The sequence below is a fragment of the Paraliobacillus ryukyuensis genome (assembly GCF_003315295.1).
GTDB classification, from domain to species: Bacteria; Bacillota; Bacilli; order Bacillales; family Amphibacillaceae; genus Paraliobacillus; species Paraliobacillus ryukyuensis.
Window position 1 is genome coordinate 28,278 of record NZ_QNRI01000004.1, and the last position, 15,043, is coordinate 43,320.

The window sequence follows — 15,043 nt, forward strand, 5'->3', positions numbered from 1 at the left end:
GTAACCAAAAATTTGATATAATTGTGTATGTGTACGCATGAAAAATATGTACATAACCACTATACTTCTAATAGAAAACTAATAATGATGCATGAATCTGATAGAATAGACAATGGAGGCTGATGAAAGATGAACGTAACAATATACGACGTAGCAAGAGAAGCAAATGTATCGATGGCAACTGTATCAAGGGTGGTAAATGGTAACCCTAATGTAAAACCTGCGACAAGAAAAAAAGTCCTTAACACAATTGAACAATTAGGTTATCGTCCGAATGCAGTAGCTCGTGGATTAGCTAGTAAAAAAACAACCACTGTGGGAGTTATTATCCCAGATATATCTAGTATATTCTTTTCCGAACTAGCTCGAGGAATTGATGACATAGCAAATATGTATAAATATAATATTATTTTGAGTAATTCAGATCAAAATGTAGAAAAAGAAGTTCAATTAATTAATACAATGTTAGAAAAACAAGTAGATGGAATTGTTTTTATGGGTGGGAAAATAACAGAAGCACATACACAGCAATTCAAAACATCTCCAGTACCAATTGCTTTAGCGGCAACTGTAGATCCATCCGAGGTTGTCCCATCCGTTAACATTGATTATGAACAAGCAGCTTATGAAGCGACAAATTATCTAATCGACAATGGGCATGCGCACCCTGCTTTTGTGACTGGTGAAGAAGAAACTGTAACAAACGAATTAAAATATAAAGGTTATGAACGTGCGCTAGTTGAAACAAACCAGACAATTGATCCTTCTTATGTAATTAAAGGAGATTATTCATATGATGCTGGTAAAGAAGCAACGGACAAATTATTAGAACTAGAAAATAAACCGACAGCTATTTTTGTAGCTTCTGATGAAATGGCATTGGGCGTCATTCATGGTATACAGGATAAAGGGTTACGTGTACCAGAAGACATTGAAGTATTTGGTTTTGATAATACACGGCTTGCGACAATGGTACGTCCAACCCTTTCTACAATTGTACAACCGATGTATGATATAGGTGCTGTTGCGATGCGTTTGTTAACAAAATATATGAATAAAGAAGAGGTTCAAGATGCAAATGTAATTTTACCTCACCAAATTATAGAAAGAAACTCAACAAAATCAAAATAATGCCGATATAAAAAATATCAAACATGCAAACCCTTGGCATGTAAGAGTATTGCATGCAAGTTTGTAATCATATAGGGAGAGAGTATATGAAAAAAACAGATATTTTAACACCAATTGGTCTAACATTAGGCTTTATTATGATTTCCTTTGGAATAATTTCAAGTGGTGGTATGGGAGGTTTTATTTCATTTATACAAATATCCTCCGTTGTAATTGTATTGGGAGGGCTAGCGGCTGCATTATTGATTAACTTCAATCTCAAACAGATTAAGTTAACTGGAAAAGTAGTCAAGGAAGCATTTAATAAGAATGAACAAGACCTGGCACAGTTAATTGGACTTTTTGAGCGCTTATCAGAACGTGCAAGAAGAGAAGGTCTGCTGGCTTTAGAAAATGAACTGGAAGATGTAGATGATCCTTTTATCAAAAAGGGTGTTTTATTAGCTGTTGACGGAATCGAACCAGAAGTTATTAATGATATTATGAGTGCAGAGATTAATGCTATGGAAGATCGTCATCAAAAGGGTCGAACAATCATTGAAAAAGCAGGAGAATATGCACCTGCCTGGGGTATGGTTGGTACACTAATTGGTTTGGTATTAATGCTGAACAATTTAACTGATCCATCGACATTAGGACCGCAGATGGCAGTTGCTTTATTAACCACTTTCTATGGCTCTTTACTAGCTAACCTTGTATTTATTCCGATGGCTGGTAAGTTAGAAATGAAGACAGAAGAAGAAGTGTTCATGAAGCAAATCGTTATTGAGGGTGTCATAGGTGTTCAATCTGGGCAAAATCCACGAATTCTAAAAGAAAAATTAAGCGCCTTTTTATCAGAAGATATGAAAAAAGCCCAAGGAACAGAAGACGAAGAAGTAGTAGGTGAAGCTGCAAATGAAGCGTCGTAAAAAAAAGATTGACAAAGGCGCGCCAAAGTGGATGACAACATTCTCAGATATGATGACACTAATCTTGGTGTTCTTTATATTGCTGTTCTCTATGTCACAAATTGATAAAGTGAAATTTGAAGCTGTTGCAGAGTCATTTCGTAATCGTATGATCTTTGATACCTACCCATCTCCACTTAAGATGGATCACCCGACAGAAAACTCTGAACCCCGTGAAGAGAACGAAGGGGCAGAGGAACGGTTAAATAACTTATCAGCAAGTGAAGCTGAATCAGAAAATAATAAAGACGAACCAAAGAACAGTCAAGTGATGGATGAAAATCAAGATTCTTTAGATGAGTTATTAGCTGAAGTTAGAACATTTTTGCGAGAAAATGATTTAGAAAATACGATAACAGCTAACCGAACAGATCAAGGTGTTGTGCTCATATTACAAGAGCGTGTGTTATTTGATTCAGGAGAGGCTGAGCTAAAATCTTCTGGTAAGCCATTCTTACAAAAAGTTGGTTTATTGTTAAGCAACATCCCTAATGAAGTGCGTGTGGAAGGCCACACAGATGACCGTCCGATCTCTACGATGCAATACCCTTCAAATTGGGAATTATCAGGAGCAAGAGCTAGTCGTGTTATACGTTATATTGCTGACGAGAGTAATCTCGAAGAAAGTAGATTCATTGCTGTTGGTTATGGAGATACCAGACCTATAGTCAAAAACTCTGAAGAAAATTGGAGTAAAAATAGACGCGTAGAAATTGTTATTTTAGAGTTAGATGAAGAAACGTAAAAAGCAATTCTCAATAGAGAATGAGAGTGTAATATTAACTGTGTAAGTAAGAAATGCATCCGATTTCTTACTCGCACAGTTTTTTTATTTAGTGTAGTGCTCTCTCCCCCGCACTAAGTGGCCTTATTCTCCGCAAATGGTGGCTCAAAACTCCGCACAGCTATTATCACCATTTAAAAGAAATGTATATAAGAAGTCAAATTCAAAATTTCCGGTGTGCATTTTTTGACAAGCAAAATATCCTTAGAAAAATTGACAAGTTCAAGTACTTCTCCTGACCACTCCAAATAATTTCGCATTTAAGATAAGAATGTAATTACCACCATTACTGCCCGTTTACTTATACCATTACTTCTGATTATATGAAAATAATTAAAGCTACTCCTAATCCACCAACTAATATGAACAAATAGCCTAGACTATAGCTTATTTTATTTTTAGAATGCTTAAATACTAAAAAATATATCCCGAAACATATTGTTATAACCATAACTATTAAAAGCAAACTATTTAATAAAATCATTCTGTAAGAGTCTTCATTCTAACTATACACGACCATAATAAGTTCTAGCATAGTTAAGTTGCGAGTGAAGCTCAAGAGTTCTACTTAGAGTAACACCTGTAACGAATGTTGAAGTAATTAAAGTTAAAACCATTACCACACGTAACAAACGACTAGAAAACTTAAAAAATATTCTTCACTCCCTTTTTTGTACTTACAGATCTATACATTCTGCATCTATCTCTATTATCCTTCTTTTTATGGAATAATTATTTTTTTTGGTGCATTAGGAATATAATTACTTTTCACCTAATATTAAATGAATTGCAATTTTTCTATCCCATAGATGAGAAGAGAAAATCTAAAAAACTCTCCATCAATAAGATAGAGAGTTTTACAAATTTAGTACTTGAATTAGTTTTTTAATTTATTCCAAAGCAAAAAATAGCAGAAGAGCCACACTTTTCTTGACAAGCCCTTAGGCCACCAACTCTTATTGGTAGCTTAAAGTAGTATTTTAGTTATTGTTGGGTGTCACTCTTTTTTTTAGTGTCGTCATCAGTTGGTTTATTTTTTTTAGTGTTTTCTTCTTCTTCTTTAGCTTCTTCTTCTTTTTTAGCTGTTTCTTCTTTAGCTTCTTCTTCTTTTTTAGCTGTTTCTTCAGCTTCCTCTGTAGGTTTTTCATTATCTTTAGATTTCTCTTTATTCTCTTCTTTCTTTTTTTCTTTTGGCTCTGAGAAATCCCCAACCTCTAACGCTTTGGAAGTATTAGATTCTTTTCCAAAGTAATCAACTGCTTTCACTTGATAAACGGCATTGCTATTCCCAATAGAGAAGCTTGTTTTTATCGTATTTCCAATTAAGTTGAATTTACTATCAGGGTTAGCTGCGCGATACACACGATAGCCAACTACGTCATTACTTGATGATTTCTTCCATGTTAGTTGTTTTCCTGATTTACTTAGTGACGTTGGAGCGCCTGGTGCTTTCCCATCATTCTTTATCTCATCAGTTGAAGCAGGTATATCAACACCTGAGAATAAGGAATTATTTCTTGGGAAAAGTTGTGATAAATCACCAAGTTTATCATAGCCATTTTCCTCTAACCATTCTGGATTAAAGGCCACACCATCGCCTTTAACAAATTCTTCAGGTGTGTTTTCACCTGCAATCACAGCTTCACCATTAACTTCCACGTATCTACCGTCAATTAAACTGTTATCTTTTTTAGTTGGGACATATTTTGCATTGTATATGTCAGACCCGACTAATCCAAAATCACTGCAAGTGTTAGTCGCTAATAAACCGGATGTTTTACAGAATGATCTAGATACAATTCCACTAGGACTATTAAAGTTTTTACTTGGTGCCATAAGCTCAGGATCAATGGCTGTAGCAGCATTGACTAATTTTGCCCAATAAGCTTGATTTCGACCACTATAACCACTATCTAATGATTGTTTATAATCATATCCAATCCAAGTTCCAAGCGATACATTTGGATTAGTAGCAACAAACCATCCATCTGTATAACTACTACCAGTACCAGTTTTTCCTGCCCAGTCCACTCCAGAATTGTTTAGGTATGCTCTTGCAGTAGTTGCTGTACCTTGTGTTAAGACATCTCTCATCATATCCAAAATAAGATAATTCGTTTGCGGAGAGAAAACTTTAGTAGGTTTACTCTCATGTTGATAAACTTTGTCCCCATCAATATTTTCTATACTTTCAATGATATAAGCATCTACGAAGTTTCCGTCATTACCAAAAGTAGAAAAAGCATTAACGTTTTCTTCAACTGTCGCTTCAAATGTTCCTATTGCCATTGAAGGTATTTCATGTTGTATATCTGTAATATTACTAAAGCCCATTTTTGAGAAATATTTTCCAACAGGATCGTTTGGTAAAATATCTTGATATACTTTAGCTGCAGGGATATTATAAGAACTTGTTAATGCTTTTCTAGCTGTTACTAACCCGTGAGTGTTTTTTGAATAGTTACCTGGTAACCAACTATAATTACCAACATTCAAGTCAGCAATAATGGAGCCTGGTTGAACCTTTCCTAAATCCATTGCTGGTGCATACACCAGTATAGGTTTTGCTGTACTACCAATAGAACGTTTCGCTTGTGTAGCGTGATTAAGCTGTGCAATATCAAAGTCACGCCCACCAACAAAGCTAATTATTTTACCGGTAGAGTTTTCGATAAGTACACTTCCTGCTTGGACCGGTTGTACTAATGGTTCTTCTTCACCATCTTCGTTTTCTGTCATGATTACTTCATTCGTTTTTTCATTTCGCGCTACTTTCTCAACACCAAAGTTATTATAGTCTTTGGTGACTTCTTGAAACTTGTCATAAATCTTTTGATTGATGGTTGTATTGATTTTATAGCCGCCTTGACTCAGTGCTCTTTCTGCTTTGATGGAATACTCTTCGCTTAAATCTTCACTATTGTTTAAATCTTCTATTGTATAACCGTCTTCAACAGCCAATTGCTTTTGAAGAATGGCAGCTGCACGATCCTTAATCTCATTTGTTAGATAAGGATATTTTTCGAATGCTGAAGAACTTGAATCAGCTAAGTTACCAACAACATCATAGTTGATCGCTTCATCAAACTCATCTTGATTAATGTAACCTGCTTCTAGCATTCGTGAGAGGACAGTTTTCATCCTACTTAATCCAGCTTGTAATCCTTCTTCGTCCTTTACCTTACCTCCGTTTTGAAATGGTGTATAGGCAAAGGGGCTTTGTGGTAATCCGGCTATAAAAGCTGCTTGCGGCAAATTAAGGTCTTTTGCATCGACACCAAAAATTCCTTGGGCAGCAGTTTGGACGCCTGCTATATTTTGGCCGTTTGCATTTCTACCAAATGGAACAATATTTAAATAAGCTTGTAAAATTTCATCTTTAGATAAGAATTGTTCGGCACGCATTGCTAGTAATATCTCTTTTGCTTTACGTTCAAAGGATACTTCATTAGTTAAAATTTGATTTTTAATAATTTGCTGTGTCAATGTACTACCACCAGTTTTCACAGCAGAATTGGTGACCTCTTGAAACATGGCACGAAGAACTGCTTTTGGAACGACACCATGGTGTTCTTCAAATTCAGCATCTTCTGTGGCAATAACCGCTTTCTGTACCCAGTCTGAAACATTGGTTAGTTCCACTTCTTCTCGATATAGATCGGAACTAATTTCTCCCATAAAAACATCATTATCAAAATATATCTCCGAGGTTTCCGAGTAATTGTATATGGCAGTTGTCATGTCTTCTTCAGATCGAACGGGTTCGTCTTTCACCAGTGAGGCAAAGTATCCAGCGCCAACTCCTCCGACAAAGAATAAACCGATTACTCCAATAACAATAAAAAATAATATAATATTCCAAATTACGTCATAGGTAATTCGTGATGTGCGTTGAATAATCCCTTTTTCCCACCATTGTTTGACAGTTTGTATCCATTTATGAAATAATTCATTTAATTTCATGATAGCCCTCCTAAAATTCCAATCTACATTATAGCACAGATGTGTAGCATGATAAGGAATTGAGATAAAAAAAATTACTTTCACTTGCATTTGTAATAGTATTGTGATATTAATGTAACACAATGTTAAATAAATTTAGCTGAGAAGGATTGAAGTAATCATTAAATTCCCTGTTTTAGAGAACTAACGGTGCTGCAAGTTAGTACATAATTTAATGGTGAATTACGTTCTGGAGCTTCTTCTATTGTGATAGAGGACGGTGCAATACACGCATCGTTAAGAAATGAAGTGGCAACGAGCATACGTTGCAACAAGGGTGGTACCGCGACTAATATTCGTCCCTTTTGGGGATTTCATATTAGTCGCTTTTTTTATTATTATAAATTAGGAGTTGAACACAATGGAGATTTTAAAGGATCTACAAGCGCGTGGATTAATTCAACAAACAACAGATGAAGAAGGATTGGTAAAACACTTACGTGAGCAAACGGTAACCGTATATGCTGGTTTTGACCCTACTGCTGATAGTTTGCACATTGGCCACTTAGTTCCTGCTCTTATGTTAAAAAGATTTCAACAATCGGGGCATCGTCCAATTGGTCTAATTGGTGGAGGCACTGGTATGATCGGGGATCCAAGTGGACGATCCGATGAACGTCAATTAAATGATGAACAAACCGTACAATACTTTAGTGATCGAATTAAACAACAATTGGCACGTATTTTAGATTTCGATCAAGGAGAAAATGCAGCAATTGCTAAAAATAATGCAGATTGGCTAGGTAACTTAACATTAATTGAATTTTTACGTGATACAGGTAAACATTTTGGTATTAACTATATGCTTGCTAAAGATTCCGTGCAAACACGATTAGAAAATGGTATTTCATTTACCGAATTCACATACATGATCTTGCAATCTTATGATTTTCTCAATTTGTATGAAAAAGAAAACTGTACCCTTCAAATTGGTGGGAGTGACCAATGGGGCAATATCACAGCTGGATTAGAACTAATCCGTCGCACAAGACAAAATGGGGAAGAAGCGAACGTATTCGGACTTACCGTGCCACTAATCACGAAAGCAGATGGTACAAAATTCGGTAAAACAGCTGGAGGTGCAGTATGGTTAGATCCTGAAAAAACGTCTCCATATGAGTTCTACCAATTCTGGATCAACACGGACGATCGTGACGTTATTAAGTTTTTAAAATACTTTACTTTCTTAACTATGGAAGAGATTGCAGAACTTGAACAAGCGTTGGAAACAGCACCTGAAAAACGTGTCCCTCATAAGCGATTAGCTGAAGAAATGACGGTACTTGTTCATGACGAAGCAGCATTAGCTCAAGCAAAAAAAATCACTGAAGCGCTATTTAGTGGCGATATCAAAGCATTAAATGGAAAAGAGATTGAACAAGGATTTAAGGATGTGCCAACAACAGAGTTGGTAAAAGAAGAAAAAGCACTAATCGATCTATTGGTAGAAGCAAAGATTTCCTCCTCTAAACGACAAGCGCGTGAAGATATCCAAAATGGTGCGATTTACATTAATGGAGACCGTCAGCAGGCATTGGATTATCAGTTGAGTGAAATGGATCGAATTGATGATGCATTCACTATAATTCGAAGAGGTAAAAAGAAATACTTTTTAATTAAATTCCTGTAATAATGTCACCTGAAAAGGGGTATTCTCAAAAGAGAGTATCCCTTTTTTATCTGTAATATTTTTCTATGATAGAATAAGTAATGAAGCGCTAGTACATAGCTGGAAAGGGTGAAGGTGATGAAGAAAATTGCAATATTAACTTCTGGTGGTGATTCACAGGGCATGAACAGTGCAATACGTGCGGTTGTTCGCACGGGCCTAGCACATGGATATGAGATGATTGGTGTGAAAAGAGGGTACAAGGGTTTAATGGAAAACGACTTTATTACACTTGGCACCAAAGATGTGAGTGATATCTTATATCGTGGTGGAACGTTTTTACAATCAGCTAGATCGGAAGAGTTTAAAACAGATGCAGGTCAAAATAAAGCAGTGAATAATTTAAAAGAGCAAGGGATAGATTATTTAGTTGTTATTGGTGGAGATGGTAGCTACCGTGGAGCACAAGCATTAGCGAAAAAAGGGATAAAAACTTATGGGTTACCAGGGACAATTGACAACGATATTCCGCTAACAGATTATACAATTGGCTTTGATACCACGTTAAATGTTGTGCAGGATGCAATTAGTAATTTGCGTGATACAATGAGCAGTCACGAACGCGTAAGTGTGATTGAAGTGATGGGAAGAAATTGTGGCGATATTGCTTTACAAGCAGGTATTTCTAGTGGTGTCGATGCTGTGTTAATTCCAGAGTATACGTATGATATTACAGCGATTGCAAATCAACTTTCACAGGGGTTTGAACGCGGAAAAACACATAGCATTGTTATGGTAGCAGAAGGAGTGGGGACTGCAGAAGAGGTTGCAGCTTTAATAAAAGAGCACTCCAAATTAGATACAAGGCCAACTGTGTTAGGACATATCCAACGTGGTGGGACACCTACTGCCTTTGATCGACTATTTACTAGTCGTATGGGACATAAAGTAATTGAATTGATTCAAGAAAATGTAACAAACGTAGCACTTGGTATGCAAAAAAATGAAATTACCTATCATACCTTTGATGACATATTTGCTGCCAAAAACGCGGTGGACAACAAATTGTATCAAATTTTTGAAGACTTAGTCTAAAGTTTTGTCATCATAACATAGATTGATCGTACTTATTCTCATGAAAATATAATAAATGAGAATAAGACTAAGCGCATACCTATTTCAATTTATTATATAAACTTTTACTATTTCGTGAAAAAATAAAATGGGGTTGACTTTCATAATGTGTACTTTATAATAATTTATATCGAGTTAGAATTATTATTAATTAACATTCTAGGAGGAAAATAATTATGTCATTAATCGGTTCAGAAGTACTACCATTCACTGCCTCAGCATTTAAAGCTGGCGAAGACTTTTTTGAAGTAACAGAAGAAAATCTTAAAGGCCAATGGAGCATTGTTTGCTTTTATCCAGCAGACTTTTCTTTTGTGTGTCCAACAGAATTAGAAGATTTACAAAAACAATATGCTACACTTAAAGATCTTGGTGTGGAAGTATTCTCTGTATCAACAGATACGCACTTTGTACACAAAGCGTGGCACGAACATTCTACTGCAGTAGGTTCAATTGAATATACAATGATTGGGGATCCATCTCAAACAATTTCTCGCAACTTTGATGTATTAAATGAAGCATCTGGTTTAGCTGATCGTGGAACGTTCCTTATTGATCCAGATGGTGTGATTCAAACTGTTGAAATTAACGCAGACGGAATCGGCCGTGATGCAAGTACATTAATTAATAAAGTAAAAGCGGCTCAATATGTGCGTCAAAATCCAGGAGAAGTTTGCCCTGCGAAATGGGAAGAAGGTTCTGAAACCTTAAAACCTAGTCTAGATATCGTTGGTAAAATTTAAGGAGCGCGGTAAACATGTTAGATAAAGATATCAAACAGCAGCTCGCACAATACCTTGAATTACTTGAAGGCAATATTGTTCTTAAGGTTAGCGCGGGAACTGATCAAGCTTCAGAAGATACAAAAGAACTTGTGAACGAAATCTCTGATATGACAGAAAAAATTACTGTTGAAGAAACACAGTTAGAACGAACACCAAGCTTTAGTGTCAATCGTCCTGGCGAAGATACAGGCATTGTATTTGCTGGAAATCCACTTGGCCATGAGTTCACGTCTTTAGTCTTGGCTTTATTACAAGTAAGTGGACGTCCGCCTAAAGTAGAAGATAGTGTCATTGATCAAATCAAAAATATTCGCGGAGAGTTTCATTTTGAAACCTATGTAAGTTTAACTTGTCATAATTGTCCTGATGTGGTTCAAGCATTAAACATTATGAGTGTAATTAACCCGAATATTACAAATACCATGATTGATGGAGCAGTATACAAAGAAGAAGTTGAGCGTAAAGATATTATGGCTGTACCTTCTGTTTATTTAGATGGTGAATTTTTCGGAAGCGGCCGTATGTCATTAGAAGAAATCCTTGGTAAGCTTGGCGAAGCACCAGATGCATCTGATCTAGAAGGGAAAGATCCTTATGATGTCTTAGTTGTTGGTGGTGGTCCAGCGGGTGCAAGTGCTGCTATTTACGCTGCCCGAAAAGGAATCCGTACAGGAATAGTTGCAGAACGTTTTGGTGGCCAAGTGATGGATACCTTAGGAATTGAGAACTTTATTAGTAATTCCTACACAGAAGGCCCTAAGTTAATGGCTAGTGTTGAAGCGCATGTCAATGATTATAATGTTGACATCATGAAGTTGCAACAAGCAAAAAAATTAACAAAAAATGACTTTGTTGAGTTGGAACTTGAAAATGGTGCTGTATTAAAAAGTAAAACATTGATTCTGTCTACAGGTGCACGTTGGCGTAATATTGGTGTTCCGGGAGAAGCTGAGTTCAAAAATAAAGGTGTTGCTTATTGCCCACACTGTGATGGTCCGTTATTTGAAGGAAAAGACGTTGCTGTTATTGGTGGCGGTAATTCGGGAATAGAAGCAGCAATTGATCTTGCTGGGATTGTTAAGCACGTCACAGTACTTGAATTTGCACCTGAATTGAAAGCAGATCAAGTGCTTCAAGATCGAGTGAATAGCTTGTCTAATGTGACAGTAATTAAAAATGCACAAACGACTGAAATCACTGGTGATAGTAAGGTGAACGGTATTACTTATATTGATCGTGATACCAATGAAGAGCATCATATTGAATTAGCAGGTGTGTTTGTTCAAATTGGTTTAGTTCCAAATACCGAATGGTTAGGCGATATAGTGGAACGTAATCGTGTCGGAGAAATTGTTGTAGATAAGCACGGTGCAACTAGTTTGTCAGGCGTATTTGCCGCAGGTGATTGTACTGATACACCATACAAACAGATTATTATTTCGATGGGGTCAGGTGCAACAGCATCCCTTGGCGCTTTTGATTACTTAATACGAAATTAAACAAACTCCTTATAAGGTAGAGTGGATCTTACCTTATAAGGAGTTTTTATTTGGCTCTATTATATACGTTGGGGTATGAAAAAATTAAGCAAAATATAACACGTAAGGGATAGGAGCTATTACTCCTACCCCAATATTTGAGGTAGAACCTATTTTGTTGGCCGAAAACCAACCGAAAATACATACATTTTTCTGCATTATCTTGCACATATTAAAACATAAGAAAAAGCCTTGAAACGTTGATATAACAACATTTTCAAGGCTTTTTTGCATTGTTTATTCAGTTCATTCCGATTAACGAGAGTAGAACTCAACGATAAGTGCTTCGTTAATTTCAGCTGGTAGTTCAGAACGTTCTGGTAAACGAGTGTACGTACCTACTAATTTTTCTTCATCGAAAGAAAGATATTCTGGTACGAATGGGTTAGCTTCAACCGCTTCTTTGATAATGTTAAGGTTTTGTGATTTTTCACGTAAACCAATAACTTGACCAGGTTTTACACTGTAAGAAGGAATGTCAACACGACCTCCATCAACAGTTACGTGACCATGGTTAACCAATTGACGAGCTTGTCTGCGTGTGCGCGCAAGACCTAGACGGTAAACAAGGTTATCCAAACGAGATTCTAATAGAATCATGAATGTTTCACCATGAATACCTTTCATGTTACCTGCTTTATCAAATAGGTTACGGAATTGGCGTTCATTCACACCATACATGAAGCGAAGTTTTTGCTTCTCTTGCAATTGCATACCATATTCTGAAAGCTTTTTACGTTGATTTGGACCGTGTTGTCCAGGTGCGTAAGGGCGTTTGTCTAACTCCTTACCAGTACCAGTTAGTGAAATTCCGAGACGACGAGACTTTTTCCATACAGGACCTGTATAGCGAGCCATTGTACATCTTCTCCTTTATATATAAGATTTGCATAAAATAAGACAGAGTGTTCCATAATCGCCTGTCATTTTGTTTTCATGTACCATCGCTCCAGCAGCAGAGAGTTACACGATACACCTTACTTTTTACAAAGCTAAGGAACAAAATGAACAACCGGTGGTTCACAAAGGCTACCTTTTTTACACAAAGTCCATTATATGTTTTTTTAACACTTTAGTCAATAGGGAAGATGGAGAATAAATAAATGATACATAAGAACTATTTTTTGGTGGTAACCTAGAAAACTTTGGTATATAATAGATATATTGAATTTTTTAACACTTTAGATAATTAAGTAGATTTACACATTTATTAAAATATAGGTGATAACTATGACACATCAAACAAACAAGCATGATTTGAATAACAGACTTGTTACCAATGATAACTTGTTAACAATTAATAGTGAACATGCGCTTCAAAAAGAATTAATTTCACGTATTAAATTGTATATGGAAGCAGAATATGTAGTTTTATACCTATATTCACCAGTTTCTTCTGACTTTGAACTGGTACAAGTTAGTACTCGAAAAACCAATCAATTTAAACGTTTTTTATATAAGGATAAAGTAATAAATAAGGATGTAACAGATGATAAAAAAATTGTAATACATAATGGTGATCAAGCACTTCACTCGCTAACAACCAGTATCAATTATTTGATACCGATACAACAAGATCAATCTATCATTGGCTATATGCTATTAGGATATTCAAAAGGAAAAATAAAAACAAAAGAATTTGAGAAACGCTGTAAATTTATTTGTAAAGAAAGTTATTCCTTATTAAACAATACTAAAACACACCTTCAAACGAAAGAACAAGCTAATAAATATGAGCTAATGTATCGAGTGACACAAAAATTAAATTCGTCCATGAACCCTTCAGACGTATTAGAGGAAATAGTTAATACGATACAATCTATCTACCCATATTTTACATGTAATTTATTTTTATCACGCAACTATAAAAATGAGCGAAAATTACCTGTAAAAGAATTAAATTATAATGATAAGTATGTAGAAAAACAAAGTATTCAGGCTTTTTTAACAGGAGAGATGCGACAAGAACAAAACATCGAAAAAAACAAATCTTATTTATTTGCACCTTTGCGTGGGAAACAAGGGATATACGGGGTGCTTCAAATCAAAGTAAAGCAGTTGATTCAATTTGACGATGATGCCATTGATTTCTTTCGCATATTAGCAGATTCTGCTGGGAATGCACTAGAAAACGCCCAGTTATATGAACAATCTACACAGTTAATCTCAGATTTGCAATTAATTAATGAGATTACACATCGATTAAATGCAAACTTACGATTAGCGGATACGGCAAATTTTCTGAAAGAGCAATTAAAAACATCGTTTGAAGTTGAAGATATTGGATTCATTTTATTTCAAGATGATAGTACAGATTATGTCCTACTACAACAATCATCTGATTGTTTTCATAGCGATCTACTAGATACGTTAGCGAGAGATATATTCCCTGTAATCAAGAAACAAAAAGAAGCCATATTTGTCGGTGATTTTGAAAAGAAATATCCGCAAATCCATACGAAATTAAAGTCTGTGATGATGATGCCAATGATCCAATCCGAAGAATTAAAAGGTATTGTTATCTTACTGAATCATCAACCCAATTTCTTTTCATTCGATGACTTTAAATTAATTCGATCGATTGTCCAACACTCAACACTTGCATTTGTCAACTCGCAGTTAAGAGAACAACTTGAACAGTCGTTAATTACTGATTATTTGACTAAGTTATATGCTCGCAGGTTTTTAGATGAGAAATGCGAATATCATCTGGAAAACGATGAGCGCGGGGTGTTTTTACTAATAGATATTGACGATTTTAAAAACATCAATGATACTTACGGACATGAAATGGGGGATAAATTACTCGTTCAAGTTTCCCATATATTACGTGAATGTACAGAAGAGATCGGATTCGCTGCTAGGTGGGGTGGAGAAGAACTTGCTGTATACTTGCCAGAATTAACAACGGAAGCGGGAATGAAGATTGCATCCCATTTAGTCATTGATGTAGAAGAAAAAACAAATCCTAGTATCACTATTTCCATTGGAATGGCTTGTTGGAATCGATATCGACCGATAAATATGCAACAATTATTTGATCAAGCAGATCGCTCTCTTTATGAAGCAAAGCGATTAGGAAAAAACGGTGTAGTAAAAATTAATTAATA

At 35.7% G+C, this 15,043-nt stretch carries 10 protein-coding genes and 1 other annotated feature; of the genes, 8 read left to right on the plus strand and 2 right to left on the minus strand.

From position 1 onward, the window contains the following. Nucleotides 1-129 precede the first annotated feature (129 nt). The 3 genes from ccpA (at nucleotide 130) to motS (ending at nucleotide 2,826) form a co-directional block, all read left to right on the plus strand. Complete coding sequence (gene ccpA / locus DES48_RS07765; RefSeq protein ID WP_113868244.1) at nucleotides 130-1,131, plus strand: catabolite control protein A; 1,002 nt, start codon at nucleotides 130-132, stop codon at nucleotides 1,129-1,131. Nucleotides 1,132-1,217: 86 nt separating this feature from the next. Continuing rightward, nucleotides 1,218-2,042 carry a flagellar motor protein MotP gene (motP, locus tag DES48_RS07770; protein WP_079708235.1) on the plus strand — a complete coding sequence of 275 codons (825 nt, stop codon included), beginning with the start codon at nucleotides 1,218-1,220 and terminating at the stop codon, nucleotides 2,040-2,042. Further along, nucleotides 2,029-2,826 carry a flagellar motor protein MotS gene (motS, locus tag DES48_RS07775; protein ID WP_079708236.1) on the plus strand — a complete coding sequence of 266 codons (798 nt, stop codon included), beginning with the start codon at nucleotides 2,029-2,031 and terminating at the stop codon, nucleotides 2,824-2,826. Before motP ends, motS begins: the two co-directional genes overlap by 14 nt. 1,023 nt (nucleotides 2,827-3,849) lie before the next feature. Here the strand turns inward: motS and DES48_RS07780 are convergent. Next, the gene (locus tag DES48_RS07780; RefSeq protein ID WP_113868246.1) at nucleotides 3,850-6,828 is read right to left on the minus strand and encodes a transglycosylase domain-containing protein; all 2,979 of its coding nucleotides are present in this window, start codon (nucleotides 6,826-6,828) and stop codon (nucleotides 3,850-3,852) included. 132 nt (nucleotides 6,829-6,960) lie between these two features. Continuing rightward, nucleotides 6,961-7,174: a binding site (T-box leader), on the plus strand. A 54-nt stretch (nucleotides 7,175-7,228) separates the two neighbouring features. Here DES48_RS07780 and tyrS point away from each other — a divergent pair. From tyrS to ahpF, 4 genes are all read left to right on the plus strand, one after another. Beyond that, nucleotides 7,229-8,497 carry a tyrosine--tRNA ligase gene (tyrS, locus tag DES48_RS07785; protein WP_079708239.1) on the plus strand — a complete coding sequence of 423 codons (1,269 nt, stop codon included), beginning with the start codon at nucleotides 7,229-7,231 and terminating at the stop codon, nucleotides 8,495-8,497. Nucleotides 8,498-8,614: 117 nt separating this feature from the next. Beyond that, the gene (gene pfkA / locus DES48_RS07790) at nucleotides 8,615-9,571 is read left to right on the plus strand and encodes a 6-phosphofructokinase (RefSeq protein ID WP_425451867.1); all 957 of its coding nucleotides are present in this window, start codon (nucleotides 8,615-8,617) and stop codon (nucleotides 9,569-9,571) included. Nucleotides 9,572-9,786: 215 nt separating this feature from the next. Continuing rightward, nucleotides 9,787-10,353: an alkyl hydroperoxide reductase subunit C gene (gene ahpC / locus DES48_RS07795; RefSeq protein WP_079708241.1), complete on the plus strand. Its 567-nt coding sequence runs from the start codon at nucleotides 9,787-9,789 to the stop codon at nucleotides 10,351-10,353. A gap of 14 nt (nucleotides 10,354-10,367) precedes the next feature. Beyond that, a complete protein-coding gene (gene ahpF / locus DES48_RS07800; RefSeq protein WP_113868250.1) occupies nucleotides 10,368-11,894 on the plus strand; it encodes an alkyl hydroperoxide reductase subunit F in 1,527 nt (508 codons plus the stop codon). Nucleotides 11,895-12,188: 294 nt separating this feature from the next. Here the strand turns inward: ahpF and rpsD are convergent, their stop codons facing one another. Continuing rightward, entirely contained in the window at nucleotides 12,189-12,791 is a 603-nt protein-coding gene (gene rpsD, locus DES48_RS07805) for a 30S ribosomal protein S4 (protein ID WP_079708243.1), read from the minus strand. Between the two features lie 372 nt (nucleotides 12,792-13,163). Here rpsD and DES48_RS07810 point away from each other — a divergent pair, with 372 nt between their 5' ends. Then, nucleotides 13,164-15,041 (plus strand): sensor domain-containing diguanylate cyclase, encoded by a 1,878-nt coding sequence (locus tag DES48_RS07810; protein ID WP_113868252.1) that lies wholly within the window; start codon nucleotides 13,164-13,166, stop codon nucleotides 15,039-15,041. The last annotated feature ends 2 nt before the right edge of the window (nucleotides 15,042-15,043 follow it).